Source organism: Psychrobacter sp. T6-5, assembly GCF_052258485.2.
Taxonomy (GTDB): domain Bacteria; phylum Pseudomonadota; class Gammaproteobacteria; order Pseudomonadales; family Moraxellaceae; genus Psychrobacter.
Genome location: NZ_JBQQEY020000001.1, coordinates 2,656,127 through 2,672,849, shown reverse-complemented (window position 1 = coordinate 2,672,849; position 16,723 = coordinate 2,656,127). Strand labels below are relative to the sequence as shown.

Genomic DNA, 16,723 nt, shown 5'->3' with positions numbered 1-16,723 from the left:
AGTAGAGCTTCAGAAAGAACAAAGCCATTTTTTATTGTCGTTGATTATGACTGGCTTTTCTAACGCTCAAGACGGCTCTCTACGCTTACACGCTTTTTAGCAACTAATATTCTGCGTTCGCCAAATCTTCGCACAAGGCTTTATTTTCTTGCTTTGAAAAGCCCATTGTCCAGCTACGAATCCCTTGCAGTATCTGACGATAGTCTTGCTGCGTTGACAGGTATTGGATGGCTGCTTTTGGGTCTTCTAACGAAGGCATTAGCTCGTGCAATTGCACAGTATAAGACTTATAAAAACGTTGTTTTTGATTGCCGTTCAGCATTGATGGACAGATCTCTGATAGTACCTGCATCACAGCAATTTCATGCTTTGTGATATTAATGCCAGACATATCTAACGGTATAGTGGTCGCAGGATTGTTTGCAGCATTAGACGCTTGAGACAGCATGGCAACAGACGTTATCAGTCCTGCCAGCCCGATTTTTGAGGCGGTCTTTGCTATCACAGAAGCTATAGATAATATCGATTGATTCTTCATTCAGTATTACACTCGCTTATCTTTATTTGATGGTGATATGTTAATGGGTAAAAAAACAAAAGTCACATAAAATATTGATTTATGTGTAGATATCTTGTGAGCCAAAGGCATTTTACAGCAACATATCAGTAGCATATACCAATGAAGTCACGTCAGTATAAACGCATCAGTTTGTATTGTTGTATGGTGTTGCATATTGTAACGCGTTGCCTTATCTCTCTCATTTCGACTCCGTTTGAGGCAAAGAATATAAAAACAGACAAAAATGCCAGACGGTTTTTGGTCAAAGACTGGGTTCGTGATTATCTATTGTTCAGGTATAATCGCTCGTGCTATCAAGATAATTTAGTTTTAATGTACTGATATCACAAGGCTTTCAAGAGTAATCGCCAATTTTTTATTTTATATACTAGCCTGTGGTTGCTATTTTTATGCGAATAAAGATATGGTACGGTAGCAAAAATTTCTACTAGAAAGACGGTTTGACACAAACATACTGAGCTGACATGAAGATTTTAATTAGTAATGATGATGGGGTGTATGCGCCAGGGTTATTGGCACTGTCTCAAGCACTATCAACCATCGGTGAGGTCGTGGTAGTCGCACCAAACGAGGAGCAGAGTGGCTATGCTAGTGCATTGAGTGTATCAAAGCCATTGCATACGCATCAATTGCCATCGGGTTTTATAGCGGTCAATGGCTCACCAGCTGATTGTGTTCATTTGGCGCTGCATGAGCTATACCGTGACGTGGATTTTGACTGTGTTATTACGGGTATCAATTCAGGTGCAAACTTAGGACAGGACGTGATGTTTTCTGGTACCTTTGGCGCGGCATTGACCGCGCAGCTATTGGGCATACCTGCTATTGCCACGTCTTTGGTAGGTGGCGGCGTAAAAAATGGCGGACAAGAATCAGCCAGTGACTATCAAGTGGCGGCAAATGAAATTGTCAAATTGCTCACTGAGACCTCGATTTTAGAGTTTCTCAAAAGTTTGCCCTATCATGTATTAAACGTTAATATTCCTGATGTGGATAGCAGCAGTGATATCAAAGGGCGAAAGGTTACCTCGTTGGGACACAAGCAGATCGCAGAGCCAGTGCGTCATATGATTGACCCGCGCGGCCGAGATGCGTATTGGCTGTCTCTACGAAAATGTAAAGACAGCAAGCACGAGAATGAGCAACCCTTAGACAGTTCAGCTGAATCAACCAATCAAAAAAATGTTGTATTAACATCGGGCATGACGGATGATCAAGCAGTGGCGGCAGGATACATCAGTTTGTCGCCAGTACGTCTACATCATACCCCAGCGGCGGCATTGGATAAGCTTTTGGCACTAGATTTATAAGTTCGATAGGATATGATTATCAATGACATAGGTGATGGTCACCATATCGCTTGCTGTACGAGTGATATAAATCATCTGCTAGATCGCTAATTGTAGTAACAATATCTAGAGGCTTTTGAGTGATATCACATGCTTTTGGATGATAAAACAATAGATAAGCAACACAAAGAACAGGAACCTTGTATGAAAAGAATCATGACCGGATCGCACCTTGCTAAGGCAGCGTTGATTGGCACTATGGCAGTTACTACCTTGTCTGTAGTCGGCTGTGCAACCAAACCTACTTATCAATCACCAAACCAAGCAGGTCCTAAGATTATTACCAACGCACAAGGCGTCCCTAACTACCATCGCGTACAGCGTGGCGATACGGTCAGCCAAATTGCGGCACGCTATCGCCTTAACTATCGTCAGATTGGCGCACTAAATAATCTAGACAGTAAATATACGATTTACAGTGGGCAATGGCTTAAACTATGGCAGGGCGGTGCAGCGACGACGGCGAGTAATAACAGCTATAGCAGACCAGCACAGCCACAACCAACTTATACCCCACCTGTAACCCAGTCTCAAACGCCAGCATACGAAGCAACTGCCAATTCGACCTCTGGCTATGATTATCCTACTCGCAATCCAGTAACGCGTAATATTGATCCAGCGGCGGGCAATATGGGCATGTGGTTTGCTGGTAATGTCGGTGATCCAGTACTTGCTAGCCAATCAGGAACGGTGCTTTACTCAGGCAACGGTCTACCAGAATATGGCAACTTGATTATGATTCGCCATAGTGATGATTACATCACGGCCTACGCACACAATAGCCAATTGCTGGTAAAAGAAGGGGACACGGTACAGCGTGGCCAACGTATCGCGACGATGGGTAGCAGTGGTCAGACCAATCAAGTAGGGCTGGAGTTCCAAGTTCGCTTGAATGGTAATCCGATTGATCCACGTACAGTACTTGGGCGTTAGTGTTGAGGCATGTCGCTGATGGCTGGGCGGCTTTGGTCCATTTTATTTATTTATGTTTGAGACTTTTTATGAGATTAAAAAAACAATACCTCACTCTTATGCCGGCATTAGTGATGGTCGGGTGTACGAGTCAGCAAGCCATGCAAAAAAAGCCTGTCCGTCAAGGTGGCGTTGAGATTACTCAAACCCAAACCGTGCAGGTCAAGCCAACGCCAGCGCCAGTTATTAAGCCGCAGCCCGCCCCAAAGCCAAGCTATAGCAGCTTTTCTGATTGGAAGTCAGACTTTTCTATGCGTGCAATATCTTCAGGCTATGATGCGGGGGTCATTCGCCGATTGCTCGATTCCGCTTATCTGAATCAGCAAGTTATCTCATTGGACTCAGGACAGCCTGAGTTTTCTAAGATGCCTTGGGAATATGTGGACTCTGCTGTCTCTAGTGGGCGTGTGAGCGTAGGTAAGCGCAAGTTTGCAGAGCAGCGTGCGTTCTTGTCTCAATTAGAATCGCAGTATGGTGTTGATGCAGAGATTGTCGCAGCGATATGGGGTATGGAATCGTCATATGGCGCGGTCACGGGTAACAGTGATTTGCCAAGCTCGCTTGCCAGTCTTGCCTACGACGGCCGTCGTCAAGAATTTGCAGAAGCTCAGCTATTATCCTTAGCAACGCTACTTCAGCGTGGCGATGTATCATGGTCGCAATTGGATGGTTCTTGGGCAGGCGGCATGGGACAAACACAGTTTATTCCTGAGACTTGGCTCAAGCAAGGCGTTGATGGCGATGGTAATGGTCATCGCAATCCTTGGGCCACAGGCGATGCACTCGCTTCTACCGCCAACTATCTGAGCAACTCAGGCTGGGTGCGTGGTCTAGCACCTTTTTATGAGGCGACTGTACCTGCTTCGTTTGATTATTCACTGATGGGCAGTAAGCAACCTGCAGCCAGATGGGCGGCGATGGGTGTCGATACGATAGATGACGTCTATTTAGATGCCAATACTCAGATGGAGCTATGGTTGCCAGCTGGTAAAGATGGTCCCGTATTGCTGCTAAGCCCAAACTTTGATGTTATCAAGGTTTACAATAACTCGTCGAGTTATGCGCTAGGGGTGAGCTTGTTAGGCAAAATGATTGATGGACAAAGTGGTCTGCGAAAATCGTGGCCTCGCTATGAGCGTCCGTTGTCAACCACGCAAGTGACCAACTTACAGCGCCGTTTGACGAGTATGGGTTACGACACCAAAGGTGCTGATGGTATCGTGGGCACCAATACTCGTATGGCATTTCAGCGCTGGCAAGCAGATAATGGGCAAACGCCAGATGGATTCATCACTCAAAATAGTGCCTCTTCATTGGCTGGCTGGTGAGGTAAGCTGACGGTATTTATACACCGTATGAAGGTCGCTATTCATAATCGCTTTTAGCCATTATGAATCAGTCATTAATCATCAATTAAGCATGTTACCTTGCTCTACAAAAAGCACCTTGCCAAGGTGCTTTTTTTGCCTCAGGCTATGTCTGATTTTGCTGAAATTTATCGAATGAATAAATATTGTGATACTCATCAAATATTTGAGTTGGCTTGATCTAGCAGTCTTCAAAACTTATCAGGACAAGGTTAATACAAGAAAATCGATACTGTGAATGATAGACTCTAAAGACAGCTTTTAATAATAAAGATTCAATCACAAATAATTAGAACGACCAAAAGAGCACACCTTTATGATTACCATGGAAGAATTACAAGCGGCAATAAAGCTGCGCATCAATAATTATAATAATACTGACTTCCCGCTTCACAACAGAGCTATCAATACCTGCGATCTATTAGACAGTCGTAATCACATATTGGCGCAAGATATCGCCTCACCCTTTGATGTACCCAGACAAAATCTATCTGCGATGGATGGCTATGCTATTGCTAGAGGTAGCGAGTTATCAGAAAACACTACGATCGAGATCATCGGAGAGTCGCAAGCGGGTAATGCCTATACTGGTGAGACAATAGCAGGGCAGGGCGTCCGTATTTTTACTGGTGCAGTGGTGCCTGATTGTTGTGATACAGTCATCATGCAAGAGAATACCAACTTTGCTGATATCAAAACGACCATCGATAAATCCCAACCTTACAGCATAACGCTCACGCAAACGGCCAAAGCCGATAATAATATCCGTGCGCAAGGCGAAGAGATTGAGTCTGGCGAAGCTGTACTAAAGAGAGGAAAACGAATTAATCCTGCCGATATCAGCTTGCTGGCAAATTTAGGTATCAGCGAAGTGAGCGTGTTTCAACCACTCGTCGTCGGTGTGCTCGCGACAGGCGATGAGCTCGTCGCTATTGGCGATAAGTTGGAACATCTAGCCCAAATATACAATTCAAATACCCCAACGCTCAAAAGCCTACTGTCGGACTTGCCTATCATCATTTGTGACTATGGCATCATTCCTGATGATTTGGATAAGACGACAGCTGCGGTCAACGAAGCCATGCAAGACTGTGATGTGCTCATATCGACAGCAGGCGTCTCGGTCGGCGATTATGATTTTCTGACGACCGTGATCGAAACGCTTGGGCAAATCAACCACTATAAAGTGGCGATGAAACCGGGTAAACCATTCGTATTTGGCGAGTTAAATAAAAATCTCGATAAGCCCGTATTATATTTTGGACTACCGGGTAATCCGCTTTCGACGGTGGTGGGCGCGCTACAGTTTATGATACCCGCATTATGGCAGATGTCAGGTGCGAGTTTATCAGAGCAGCCGATGCCCCTAACGATCAACGCTAAGCTCACAAATAACATCAAAAAGTCCCCCGGTCGCAAAGACTTTCAGCGCGGCGTATTGTCACAAGATGAGTCAGGTCATTACCAAGTCGAATGTTTTTCAAGTCAACAATCACACAGAATAAAACAGCTGAGCCGCGCCAATTGCTTTATTGTGTTAGACAAAGACAGTGGCAACGTAGTATCTGGTGGTGAGGTTACCGTACAACCGTTTCCTTGGTTACATCGCTAATTCACCGTTTGCCGATCTGCTATAAAACGATGGAACGAAATTAAAAAGCAATCTAGCAATGGGATGCTAAACACGAATAATAAAGTAACGCTTATGACAAGCAATACTGATGGCAGTAATATATGAATGAAGACAATATCAAAATAGACAGACCGCAACTGTATTTTCCTGCGTCAGCACCTGTGCTGTCTGACAGCTATATACCGTCTGCTCTAATGATGCCGATTGATCAGGTAACCCAAGTCCATCAGCCTTTAACTGACGGGTTTGCACGGCGTCTGACGTATCTGCGTCTATCTATTACTGATTTTTGTAATTTTCGCTGCGAGTACTGTTTGCCAAAAGGCTATCAGGGCAAGCGTCCTGACGATGAGTTGAGCGTTTCTGAAATTGCGACATTGGTGCGCGGCTTTGCCCAAGTAGGTACCAAAAAAGTGAGAATTACGGGCGGTGAGCCATCCATTCGTCGTGATGTTGTCGAAATCATCGAAACCATTAAACAGATTGATGGTATTGAAACAGTAGCGATGACCAGTAATGCTTATAAGTTAGGCAAACACTTAGCGAGCTGGCAAGCGGCTGGACTCGATCAGCTCAATATCAGTATGGACAGTTTTGATGCGGCTACTTTTCACAAAATGACAGGTTTTGATACTTTACCGCAGATACTGGCGGATATGGATACCTTGCTAGAAACGACGGATATCAAACTTAAAATAAATAGTGTTTTGATGGCAGAGACTGCCTTTGAAAACCTGATCGCTGCGATCGACTACGTCAAAGACAGGCAAGTGACCTATCGTTTTATTGAGTTTATGCAGACCAGTGACAACAGCGACTTGTTTTTTGCCCAACATGCCCAGTCTGATATCATCACGGATTATTTGTTAGATCATGGTTGGCAGCCACACGAGCGTGGTAGCGCCGATGGTCCAGCGGTCGAGTACAGTCACCCTGATTATGTCGGCCGTATTGGTATGATTGCCCCTTATGCGGCGCACTTCTGTGATACTTGTAACCGCTTGCGAGTCAGTAGTCAGGGCAAGGTGCATCTGTGCTTATTTGACCAAGGTAATTATGATATTCGTCCATACTTACAGCAGGACGATATCCAAGGACTGGTAAACACTTTACATAGCTTTATGCCAATCAAGCCTGAGCATCATCATCTGCATGACTCGAACAGTGGCATCATGCACAATCTCTCGATAATCGGTGGTTAAGACATTCTAAGCCCTTAATCATGATGCTGACCGATGCTGTTTTTGCTATAGATTTTCTAACATCAGCGTTTTTTAATACAATTATAAAATTATATCTATAAAGGATCTTTTATGAGTAAGCCTGCTGCACCATTTACACCTCTTAATATCGCGGTCTTGACTGTTTCTGATAGCCGCACGCTGGCAGAAGACACATCAGGTCAGTATTTAGTAGATAGTTTGACCGAAGCAGGACATCATTTGGCAGACCGTCAGCTGATTACTGATGATATTTACCAGATTCGCGCCGTGATTAGTGGCTGGATTGCCAGCCCAAACGTGCACGCGGTCATTACAACGGGTGGTACAGGGTTCTTTATTAGAGACAGTATGCCAGAAGCGGTGAGCGTGCTGTTTGATAAGTCAATTGATGGTTTTGGTGAGATGTTCCGTTTGATCTCGAAAGACGAGATAGGCATGTCTACCGTGCAGTCGCGGGCAGTGGCTGGTATGGCCAATGGTACTGGTATATTTTGTCTACCAGGTTCGTCTGGCGCATGCCGTACAGGGTGGGAAAATATCCTGAAAGAGCAGTTTGATAGCCGTACTCGTCCATGTAACTTTGTGCCGCATTTTTTGGCACAAAACCCTAGTCATGACTGATTTATAAATAATTAATAATAAATGATGAAGCCATGACAGCTATTTAACCAAAATCGATAGGCAGTGGCATCATGACAACGTGCTCGAATAATTCGGACAACTTAGCAGGTATAGTGATCTTAGCTGGCGGGGCATCCAAACGTATGGGTACACCAAAAGCGACGCTCACTCTGCCGACAGGTGAGCAGCTACTCGATTACCATGTCCGTCATGCGAGCGAGTTACAAGTGCCTATTTTGATTGCGGATAATGGGCGAGGCTTTCATGTTGATTCAGATGCTACTTTGAACAAACCCAGTTCGCCCGTTATGCATATTGCTGACTATGGTTCTAATTTTGACGCTGATAATGATGAGCAAATTCATACAGGCGGTGCATTGATCGCTATCGAAGCAGCCCTGAAAATATTGACTGGCTCGAATAATCTGGCTACAACTAACAATCAGTGCGCATCGTGGCTACTGGTGATAAGCTGTGACAGCTTAATACCTGCCACTGATTTATGGCAAAAACTGCAACACTCGATTATTCCACCCACTGATAAGAGAGTCATTTGCTTAAAAGATAACAGTCATTTATATCCACTATTAGGGCTTTATCACTTAGACATTGAACCTGATTTGAAAGCTTATATTGATAGTGGTCAGCGTCGAGTCATACCATTTATTCAGCCGATGGTGAAGGCTGTACCATTTACTCAGGACTGGCAGCATTTGACCAATTTTAATACGCCTGAAGATTTCAAGCAGGCATGTGCCACGCTACCAAAATAATAAAAATACTAATAAAGAGATTACTAACAAAAGGCTATATCAATGAGTGACAGCGTTCAGACAAATCAGCAATCTGCTTTATCACACTTAGATGGTAAAGGTGACATCACGATGGTTGATGTCAGTGGCAAAATCGCAACGACGCGAGAGGCCAATGCAACGGGACAGGTTTGTTTTCCGAGCGAGATTTATGCGCAAATTAAAGCGGCTGATGGTATGACCAAAAAAGGCAGCATTACGCAAACGGCACATATTGCCGGTATTATGGCTGCCAAACGCACACATGATCTGATACCGCTTTGTCATCCGCTACCGCTAGATAAGATTGGCCTCACCTTTGTGTATAATGATGCGCTTAGCAGTATTATCGTCAGTGCTGTGGTCAAAGTCACGCACAAAACAGGGGTTGAAATGGAAGCGCTAACTGCCGTAAGTGTTGCCTGCTTGACTATCTATGATATGACCAAAGCGTTATCGCATGACATCGTTATAGATGATATTCACCTGATTAAAAAAACAGGCGGTAAGTCAGACTATACTCATGCTTAGTATGAAAACAATGAGTTCATAACTAGAGAAATACCGAATATCAAGCAAGGACGCTTGCAAAGAAAGGAGATGTTTATGAGTGCTATTGAGACAAAAGCTGATATCGAATCAACGATGGATATCAACGTCATGTATTTCGCCAGTTTGGCAGATGAGGCCAACTGTCAGCAAGAAACTGTCAAATTACCCCAAAACACCTCATTAACTGAACTATACGAGCAGCTTAGTCAAAAGCATCGTTTTAGCCGTCCGCAAGCAGAGCTACGGGTGGCAGTGAACGATTATTTCGCCAAATGGACAGATCAAATCAATGACGGCGATAGCGTGGTTTTTATCACCCCAGTCGCTGGTGGTTAGACACACATTTATAAGCGGCTATAAGCCACAAGTAGAGCAGACAGAGAAAAGAAATGACAGATAACGTCCATAACCACTCAATGACCATCAAACGTAGTAGCGATGAGGCGTACCTTATTGCTGAGCGCGACGGTTTTGCATTGCTCGATATTGCAATTGACGAAAATAAGCTCAAAAGTACGTTAGACAATGACAGCTGCGGTGCGTTTGTTTGCTTTGAAGGGCGAGTGCGTAACCATAACAATGCCGCGAGTGTGGATCGTCTTACGTATTACGGTTATGAAGATTTGGCCATCAATCAAGGCCGTGCCATTATGGAAGAGGCCAAAAAGCGCTTTGAGATCACTCATGCTATTGCCATACACCGTATCGGTGCTCTAGAAATTGGTGATGTTGCTGTATGGGTTGGGGTAGTGTCGGCGCATCGATATCCTGCATTTGATGCCTGCCGCTGGATATTAGATACCATCAAAGCGGATATTCCTGTGTGGAAACAAGAGTATTACGAAGACGACTCGTCTAAATGGCTCAGCAATAATGGTTAAGTCATTCGCCGCTGTCTGTGCATCGATAGGTACGCTATTAGTGCTAAATGCTTGTACACCAGATAACAGTACGAATACAGAATCGGCGGCTGCGACAAGTGCTGAGCACCAAACCCTACGTATCGCAGCGGCAGCCAACTTATCTGATGTCCTACCTCATATCATTGATAGCTATCAAACGGATAGTAATATATTGAATCAAGACAACTTAGATATCGAAGTCACTTACGCGTCTTCTGGCAAGCTATATGCTCAAATCAAAGCAGGCGCCCCTTATGATATATTCTTGTCTGCCAATCAAGAGTTCCCTGCAAAGCTTGCTGATGAAACCGCTTTACCTTTTACCTATACCAGAGGTCAGCTTGCACTCTATAGTGTCACAAAACCTTTGAATGATTTTACGCCAGCATCTCTTATTGACGCGTTTACAAGTGCTAGTTTCAAAGATGATAGCAAAGTTTCTATTGCTAACCCTGAACTCGCTCCTTATGGTGCGTCTGCAAAAGCCTATCTGCAATCACAAAAGATATATGATAAATTACATGCACAAAAAAGCCTGATACAGGCAGAGAATATTGGCCAAGCATTTCAATACGCGCATACAGGTAGCGTAGACTATGGTTTTGTGGCGCAGTCTCAACTTGTTGCGATAAAAGCTAAACCTGAGCAGTTCATTACTTTACCAAAAGCGTCCTACCCAGCTATTCTGCAGGATGGTATCGTTATCAATAATACAGTCCCAGCAGCAGCGTTTACCAAATACTTGCGCTCGGATGCAGGACAACAGCACTTCGCGCAAGCAGGCTACCTGCCCATTCAATAATCCGTTAGCCTAGACACTCTACCTATAAAACGAGCCGTGACATTATATGATCGACCAATCTCTTATGTCAGATATGCTCAGTCCTTTTTGGGTGAGTATTAAGCTCGCTTCTGTCACGACCTTGTGCTTACTGTTGTTTGCAACCCCTATAGCTTATTGGCTTGCCAAACCAAGTCGAAAGAAGGCAGTTGGGCGTTTCAAAATTCTGCTTATGGGCATTATTGCTATGCCTCTAGTACTACCACCTACGGTTATTGGCTTTTATTTATTATTACTGCTAAGTCCAAGTATGGGTATCGGTAAATGGCTGATTGAGCACAATATTAGCCCTTTAATTTTTACCTTTGAAGGTCTGGTGATTGGCTCCATTATTTACTCATTGCCTTTTTATATACAGCCTGTTTATGCACAGTTTTTGCGTATTCCGCAAAGTGTCACTGAAGTCGCGCATCTGTTAGAGCCCAGTCGTCTGCGCCGCTTTGTCAAGGTAGCCTTACCGCAAGCGCGCGTGGGTATTATTTTGGGTAGTTTGGTGAGCTTTGCCCATACCATTGGTGAGTTCGGTGTGGTACTGATGATCGGAGGTAGTATCTCAGGGGAGACCAAAGTAGTGTCGATTGCGATATACGAGCAAGTAGAAGCACTTAACTATGAGGCGGCGCATATGATGTCTGGCATTTTGATTATCATGGGCGTGGTAATGGTGGCGTTGATTGCTAGTGTGAGTCGCATGAGTCAGCGTCCATAACACTAAAATACCTGCACGTCTGCTGGATGATTATAAATATTGCTAATACAAAATAGATGCTTATCGAGAGGTAGTTATATTAGAAGGAACATAGACAAAAAACGCAGACACAAAAAAACCCCAAACAATCTAATGTTTGAGGCGAAACTTGCTTAAACTTAACAGTTTAAATTCGTTTTAGCTGTTTACAAGAAATGGTGTAGTGGACGGGACTCGAACCCACGGCCTTTAGCGTGACCTTACAAACTCTCTTGCTTATTAGGCAAGTTAGTTATAGTACAGACTATTAATCGCAGTGAGTTAAACACCGTGACTATCTAAAGTCTGGCATATAATGATTAAAAACCAGTACCTTTAGTATATGAAGAAGACACGATATGTTATTAGAAGGGATTGAAACGTTATTAGTTCTCGCTGAAGCAAAGACGATGAGTAAAACGGGTAGCTTACTATTTATAAGCCAGTCTGCTGTAAGTAAGCGTATCCATAATTTAGAAAAGAAAATAGGTAAAAAGCTCATTGAGCCTCAAGGCCGTTACGTACGCTTGACGAATGATGCTATCGCTTTAATAAATAATGTTGGACCGACTTTTAACGAACTACGTGGTCAAATCTATGACCAAAGTATCATCGATAGTAATGATTCACCGATTAAAATTGATTGTTCAGAAACGCTAATCTCAGGATACTTCAGTGACCTACTTTCATCAGCTATTCAGCTTGATAGGAATATTATACTATCCACTAACCACACGCCAAGAATTATAGAAAACGTCAAATCTGGGAAGGCGACCATGGGCCTAAGTGCAGGCTATTTACCAGCAAGCACTGGGTTGCTTACCTTTTATTTGTTTGATGAACATTTTTATATAGTAAGTAATGAGCCACTAAAGACCTTGCCTACACAGTTAATTACTACGGATTTAAGTAATTCTGCTAATTCTTATCAATTAGCCATATTGGATAGACTCAATATTAAGCCTATAATGCAGCTCGACTCTTATCATGCAGCTGCACACCTCGCGTTAAGTGGGGCAGCAGCTGCACTCATCCCATTATCGATTATTAATGGGCTGTGTATAGAAAAATCTAACATATATTACTTTGCAGAATTAGACGATCTTGTTCGACCTGTGAATATTTGTGTTAGGCAAAAGAGCTATGGTATGAGTCGTGTCAAGAACTTGGTTCAGAAGCTTTGCAAGTACTCCTACGACTCAATGACAAACAGCGATACAATCGATCTCGATACTCAAACCAAAGTGTAGATCTCGTGTTGGTACAATGGTTCTAACGGGCTTGTGGGTAACAAAATACTCGCCGCAGATGTCATTGACTTGATTCCATAACTCCACGCTTGAAATATAGATAACCAATTTAATCACTTGATTGAGATCAGTACCAGCCTGATTCAGGATCAGTTTTAGGTTATCGAATACGCGTCGAGCTTGAATATTTATTTCCCCAGTCACTTTTTCACCAGAGTTAGGTTTAATAGGCAATTGACCAGATATATAAAGTAGTCCAGCATGTTTAATCGCTTGGCTGTAATGACCTGCAGGCTTGAGTGCATTGTCAGTTTGAATATATTCCATTTGAGACGCCTTATCGTTATTCAGCATTGATCAGTAAGTCTTGCAAGGTGTTTGTCGATTTAAGACCGTTTCCCGTGATCACACCAATAGTGATTTGTCCTTCAATAATTTGGTTTGTATCAATCAATGTTTTGATACCGGCAAAAGCGGCAGCTGACGTAGGTTCAATAAAAAATCCTTGTTTACCCATCATATGCAATGCTTCTTTGATCTGTGACTCGCTCACACTAATAAAGTTACCATTCGATTGGCGAACAAACTTAACAATTTCTTTGAGTCGAGATGAGCGTTGAATCTTAATCCCTTCTGCAAGAGTACTAGTTGAGCCAATTTTAATTTCTTCTTGATTGAATTTTTGTATAAAAGGCTGAATCCCTTCGGTTTGGATGCCAAATAGCCTTGGTAGCTTGTCTATAGCGCCGCCCCTCAAAAGCTCCATAAAACCTAAGTAGGCACCCGCTAATAAACTTCCATTACCTGCTGGTGTGATAAAGTTATCTGGTGCTTTGTAACCACATTGCTCCCATATCTCGTAGGCGATGGATTTAACCCCTTCGATAAACAACGGATGCCAATTATGACCAACGTAATAACTGTTATGCGTCGCTTTGCTGTTCATCGCTGCATTGGCGACATCTTCGCGTGTGCCTGCAATTTCAAAGCAACGCGCACCATATACCCGAGTTTGAACGGTTTTTCCAAGTGACGTCCCTGCTGGCACGAAAATATTGCAGTTCAATCCTCCTTTGGCAGCGTAGCCAGCATAGGCTGAACCACCATTGCCGCTTGAATCTTCAGAAATGCTTCGTATACCTTGTGAGTTTAGATAGTTGACGACCATGGCGGCACCACGATCTTTGAAAGAACCCGTTGGCATTAATGAATCCATTTTTGCTAAAATATTTATATGACCGATTTTGGCAGATGCTAATGGAGTAATAGTTTCATTAAAGGTGATCTCAATGGATTTCTTATCTAGCGGATAGGCTTTGGCGTACCGCCACATGGTAAAGTCATCAGTGATAAGATCTGACTTTGAAAAAGTTTTCTCAGGTTTGACCCATAACGCGGAGCCACAATCACAGCGGATAAGAAGTGGTGCTGGCACGTATTCTTTTTCACAATTCGTGCATATATATTTCATATTAATCCTTAGTAATGTTTGTTTTACATAGGATATGAGCAATACGGGCGATCAGTAAGAGAAAGATTCAAATACGTTGTATGCCTGCTTGGAATTGATGGTAAGGTTTCGAATTAGTTTAAGCAATTGGTCTAATTAATAGCGATTGTTAAGCCATTATGATCTGACTAAAAAATAAATTTATATAAATCAGATGCTTATATAATTCTACAGACACAAAAAAACCCCAAACAATCTAATGTTTGAGGCGAAACTTGCTTAAACCCAAAGGTCTAAATTTGTTTTAAATATGGCGCAGCGGACGGGACTCGAACCCGCGACCCCCGGCGTGACAGGCCGGTATTCTAACCAACTGAACTACCGCTGCTTAGGTCTCTTAGCTTGTTTAGCCACTTGCTAAGAAGTGGTGGGTGATGACGGATTCGAACCGCCGACATTCTGCGTGTAAGGCAGACGCTCTACCAACTGAGCTAATCACCCTTCGAGCAATTGCGATGCAATTTATTCAACATCAACTGAGCGCTACGTTTGTCACTAAGCTCTGCTGCTGTGGGTGTGTATTATATAGATTTACACTTGGCTGTCAAACGTTATTTTAACTATTTTATGAAATAATCGGCAATAAATTTTTAATGGTATTAAAAACAGTAATATATGGTGGACGCTTACTTGTATTTTTTAGAGGCAGGTTATGATTGTTAGCAGTTGTTTGACAGCGAAAAGCTACTATACTACGGATACTTTGTTTTTTGAGCATGATTGAGGGAGGCCAGCATAGATATTTTTACGATTGGGCAGATCTTTACCAACTGGACGTGGGGAGAGTACGCAGGTCTAGGTCTGATATTTCATATTATGCTGATGATCGTTATGACGTTACGCGTTGTATCAGTGCAGCGTAATATTGGTGTATCCATTGCTTGGATTGCAGTGCTTTATACTGTACCCGTGTTCGGTCTGATTGCGTACATACTACTGGGCGAGCCGATGATTGGACGACGCTACCGTGAGCGCGTGGATCAAGCAAGCATCATGATGAATGACATGGCACGGCGCGAGCATCTGGTATTTGATAAAGGACAAGAGCTGCTACCCATAAAATACCGCGGTGTGAGCCAAATAGGAACGCGCTGGACAGGGCTAGGAGTATTTCCCGATCATCAAATGCAGTTATTAACAGATCCTGCATCGATTTTTCAGCGTTTGATTGAGGATATTCATGCAGCGCAGCGCATTGTCTTTATGGAGTTTTATATTGTATATCCCAGAGGAAAAGTACTCGATGTGATAGAGGCGTTGTCAGTAGCTGCTCAGCGCGGTGTTGAGTGTCACATACTGGCTGATAGCGTAGGCAGCTTTAGTTTTATTAATAGTAGTGCCCATCGTAAATTAGAAAAAGCCGGTGTGTTTGTCCATCAGTCGCTGCCAGTGGGATTGCTTAAGACCTTATTTAAACGCTCGGATTTGCGTAATCACCGTAAGATGGTGGTCGTTGACGAATATATTGGCTATATCGGTAGCTTTAATTTGGTCGATCCGAGGTTTTTTAAGCAAAATAAAAATGTCGGACAGTGGATTGATGTGGCGATCAGAACCACCAGCCAGCACTCTATTAGTATCAATACCGCCATGGCTAAAGTTATTGTTACTGATATTGGTGCTGAAAATAACGACAATCTCGCTGAGCTACATCAGCGAGTTAACAATTACACGCGTAAATTGTATGTGATGGACCCAACTATCAACGATCTGAACAGTCGAGTAAAGGTGTTGGGCGACACGATTGATTATCATGAGCAGCCAGATATCGGTAGCACTTCAATTGTGATACCAAAGATGCCTGTCGTAGACAAGGTGATGGCACAGCTCATACCGTCAGCACCGCAGCTGACAGCGCATGTAATTTACAATACGTTAGTGACTGTGATTCACCGTGCCAATAAGCGTATTCGTATTACCACACCTTACTTTGTACCGGATGAGTCGCTATCGGGTGCGCTGACGATAGCGGCAAAACGCGGCGTTGAAGTGACGATTATTGTTCCTGAAAAAGTCGATTCGTTTTTGGTGCAGCATGCTTCACAAGCTTATTATCAAGAGCTGCTAGATGCTGGCGTGACCATTGCGCTATTTCGAGGGGGATTGCTACATGCAAAAACCGTGATTATCGATGATGACTACTGCCTGTTTGGCACGGTCAATATTGATATGCGCAGTTTTTATTTAAACATGGAAGTCAGCTTGGCGATTTATACGCCAGAGATGGTCGCTCAAGTGGCTGACTGTCAAGAAATATATTTACAAAGTTGCCGTATTTTGGACAATGAAGAGTGGCAGCAGCGCCATGGATCAAAACGCTTATTTGATAATGTCGTACGCTTGTTTAGTCCTTTATTGTAGCGCGCTGAATTTTAGGTTAAGGTAACCTGTCCGTGTTTTTTATG

17 protein-coding genes and 2 tRNA genes are annotated in these 16,723 nt (G+C 43.3%); 14 read left to right on the top strand and 5 right to left on the bottom strand.

All coding sequences use genetic code 11. From position 1 onward, the window contains the following. Window positions 1-103: 103 nt before the first annotated feature. Entirely contained in the window at window positions 104-538 is a 435-nt protein-coding gene (locus tag ACTXGK_RS26055; RefSeq protein ID WP_058025084.1) for an MCR_0457 family protein, read from the bottom strand. Between the two features lie 506 nt (window positions 539-1,044). Here ACTXGK_RS26055 and surE point away from each other — a divergent pair. The 13 genes from surE to ACTXGK_RS25990 all read left to right on the top strand — a co-directional run bounded on the left by surE (window position 1,045) and on the right by ACTXGK_RS25990 (window position 12,808). After that, window positions 1,045-1,890 (top strand): 5'/3'-nucleotidase SurE, encoded by an 846-nt coding sequence (gene surE, locus ACTXGK_RS26050; RefSeq protein WP_443517618.1) that lies wholly within the window; start codon window positions 1,045-1,047, stop codon window positions 1,888-1,890. A 195-nt stretch (window positions 1,891-2,085) separates the two neighbouring features. After that, window positions 2,086-2,862 carry a M23 family metallopeptidase gene (locus tag ACTXGK_RS26045; protein WP_443517619.1) on the top strand — a complete coding sequence of 259 codons (777 nt, stop codon included), beginning with the start codon at window positions 2,086-2,088 and terminating at the stop codon, window positions 2,860-2,862. A gap of 68 nt (window positions 2,863-2,930) precedes the next feature. Beyond that, window positions 2,931-4,229 carry a lytic murein transglycosylase gene (locus tag ACTXGK_RS26040; protein ID WP_443517620.1) on the top strand — a complete coding sequence of 433 codons (1,299 nt, stop codon included), beginning with the start codon at window positions 2,931-2,933 and terminating at the stop codon, window positions 4,227-4,229. 355 nt (window positions 4,230-4,584) lie between these two features. Continuing rightward, complete coding sequence (locus tag ACTXGK_RS26035) at window positions 4,585-5,880, top strand: molybdopterin molybdotransferase MoeA (protein ID WP_443517621.1); 1,296 nt, start codon at window positions 4,585-4,587, stop codon at window positions 5,878-5,880. 122 nt (window positions 5,881-6,002) lie between these two features. Further along, a complete protein-coding gene (gene moaA / locus ACTXGK_RS26030) occupies window positions 6,003-7,103 on the top strand; it encodes a GTP 3',8-cyclase MoaA (RefSeq protein ID WP_522910125.1) in 1,101 nt (366 codons plus the stop codon). Window positions 7,104-7,214: 111 nt separating this feature from the next. Next, on the top strand, window positions 7,215-7,745 hold the full coding sequence (gene moaB / locus ACTXGK_RS26025; protein WP_443517622.1) for a molybdenum cofactor biosynthesis protein B: 531 nt from the start codon (window positions 7,215-7,217) through the stop codon (window positions 7,743-7,745). A gap of 71 nt (window positions 7,746-7,816) precedes the next feature. Next, window positions 7,817-8,518, top strand: a complete 702-nt coding sequence (mobA, locus tag ACTXGK_RS26020; protein WP_443517623.1) for a molybdenum cofactor guanylyltransferase — start codon at window positions 7,817-7,819, stop codon at window positions 8,516-8,518. A 42-nt stretch (window positions 8,519-8,560) separates the two neighbouring features. Then, complete coding sequence (gene moaC / locus ACTXGK_RS26015; protein ID WP_443517624.1) at window positions 8,561-9,067, top strand: cyclic pyranopterin monophosphate synthase MoaC; 507 nt, start codon at window positions 8,561-8,563, stop codon at window positions 9,065-9,067. A 75-nt stretch (window positions 9,068-9,142) separates the two neighbouring features. Then, window positions 9,143-9,424 (top strand): MoaD/ThiS family protein, encoded by a 282-nt coding sequence (locus ACTXGK_RS26010; RefSeq protein ID WP_443517625.1) that lies wholly within the window; start codon window positions 9,143-9,145, stop codon window positions 9,422-9,424. A gap of 53 nt (window positions 9,425-9,477) precedes the next feature. Continuing rightward, window positions 9,478-9,969, top strand: a complete 492-nt coding sequence (locus tag ACTXGK_RS26005) for a molybdenum cofactor biosynthesis protein MoaE (protein WP_443517626.1) — start codon at window positions 9,478-9,480, stop codon at window positions 9,967-9,969. After that, window positions 9,962-10,792: a molybdate ABC transporter substrate-binding protein gene (gene modA / locus ACTXGK_RS26000; protein WP_443517627.1), complete on the top strand. Its 831-nt coding sequence runs from the start codon at window positions 9,962-9,964 to the stop codon at window positions 10,790-10,792. Before ACTXGK_RS26005 ends, modA begins: the two co-directional genes overlap by 8 nt. A 46-nt stretch (window positions 10,793-10,838) precedes the next feature. Next, on the top strand, window positions 10,839-11,540 hold the full coding sequence (gene modB / locus ACTXGK_RS25995; protein WP_443517628.1) for a molybdate ABC transporter permease subunit: 702 nt from the start codon (window positions 10,839-10,841) through the stop codon (window positions 11,538-11,540). 377 nt (window positions 11,541-11,917) lie between these two features. After that, window positions 11,918-12,808 (top strand): LysR family transcriptional regulator, encoded by an 891-nt coding sequence (locus ACTXGK_RS25990; protein WP_443517629.1) that lies wholly within the window; start codon window positions 11,918-11,920, stop codon window positions 12,806-12,808. Here the strand turns inward: ACTXGK_RS25990 and ACTXGK_RS25985 are convergent. The 4 genes from ACTXGK_RS25985 to ACTXGK_RS25970 form a co-directional block, all read right to left on the bottom strand. Beyond that, the gene (locus ACTXGK_RS25985) at window positions 12,758-13,135 is read right to left on the bottom strand and encodes a RidA family protein (RefSeq protein WP_443517630.1); all 378 of its coding nucleotides are present in this window, start codon (window positions 13,133-13,135) and stop codon (window positions 12,758-12,760) included. The two genes, ACTXGK_RS25990 and ACTXGK_RS25985, sit on opposite strands and share 51 nt — an antisense overlap. A gap of 16 nt (window positions 13,136-13,151) precedes the next feature. After that, window positions 13,152-14,279, bottom strand: coding sequence for a threonine synthase (locus tag ACTXGK_RS25980; RefSeq protein ID WP_443517631.1), 1,128 nt, complete (start codon window positions 14,277-14,279; stop codon window positions 13,152-13,154). A 290-nt stretch (window positions 14,280-14,569) separates the two neighbouring features. Continuing rightward, window positions 14,570-14,646 (bottom strand) — tRNA-Asp (locus ACTXGK_RS25975). 37 nt (window positions 14,647-14,683) lie between these two features. Continuing rightward, window positions 14,684-14,759: transfer RNA gene (locus ACTXGK_RS25970), tRNA-Val, on the bottom strand. A 279-nt stretch (window positions 14,760-15,038) separates the two neighbouring features. On the opposite strand from ACTXGK_RS25970, the gene ACTXGK_RS25965 reads away from it, so the two are divergent. Next, entirely contained in the window at window positions 15,039-16,679 is a 1,641-nt protein-coding gene (locus ACTXGK_RS25965; RefSeq protein ID WP_443517632.1) for a cardiolipin synthase, read from the top strand. The last annotated feature ends 44 nt before the right edge of the window (window positions 16,680-16,723 follow it).

Coding starts and splice junctions, on each gene's coding strand:
- ACTXGK_RS26055 (WP_058025084.1), bottom strand. CDS start 538: ATGAAGAATCAATCGATATTATCTATAGCTTCTGTGATAGCAAAGACC.
- surE (WP_443517618.1), top strand. CDS start 1,045: ATGAAGATTTTAATTAGTAATGATGATGGGGTGTATGCGCCAGGGTTA.
- ACTXGK_RS26045 (WP_443517619.1), top strand. CDS start 2,086: ATGACCGGATCGCACCTTGCTAAGGCAGCGTTGATTGGCACTATGGCA.
- ACTXGK_RS26040 (WP_443517620.1), top strand. CDS start 2,931: ATGAGATTAAAAAAACAATACCTCACTCTTATGCCGGCATTAGTGATG.
- ACTXGK_RS26035 (WP_443517621.1), top strand. CDS start 4,585: ATGATTACCATGGAAGAATTACAAGCGGCAATAAAGCTGCGCATCAAT.
- moaA (WP_522910125.1), top strand. CDS start 6,003: ATGAATGAAGACAATATCAAAATAGACAGACCGCAACTGTATTTTCCT.
- moaB (WP_443517622.1), top strand. CDS start 7,215: ATGAGTAAGCCTGCTGCACCATTTACACCTCTTAATATCGCGGTCTTG.
- mobA (WP_443517623.1), top strand. CDS start 7,817: ATGACAACGTGCTCGAATAATTCGGACAACTTAGCAGGTATAGTGATC.
- moaC (WP_443517624.1), top strand. CDS start 8,561: ATGAGTGACAGCGTTCAGACAAATCAGCAATCTGCTTTATCACACTTA.
- ACTXGK_RS26010 (WP_443517625.1), top strand. CDS start 9,143: ATGAGTGCTATTGAGACAAAAGCTGATATCGAATCAACGATGGATATC.
- ACTXGK_RS26005 (WP_443517626.1), top strand. CDS start 9,478: ATGACAGATAACGTCCATAACCACTCAATGACCATCAAACGTAGTAGC.
- modA (WP_443517627.1), top strand. CDS start 9,962: ATGGTTAAGTCATTCGCCGCTGTCTGTGCATCGATAGGTACGCTATTA.
- modB (WP_443517628.1), top strand. CDS start 10,839: ATGATCGACCAATCTCTTATGTCAGATATGCTCAGTCCTTTTTGGGTG.
- ACTXGK_RS25990 (WP_443517629.1), top strand. CDS start 11,918: ATGTTATTAGAAGGGATTGAAACGTTATTAGTTCTCGCTGAAGCAAAG.
- ACTXGK_RS25985 (WP_443517630.1), bottom strand. CDS start 13,135: ATGGAATATATTCAAACTGACAATGCACTCAAGCCTGCAGGTCATTAC.
- ACTXGK_RS25980 (WP_443517631.1), bottom strand. CDS start 14,279: ATGAAATATATATGCACGAATTGTGAAAAAGAATACGTGCCAGCACCA.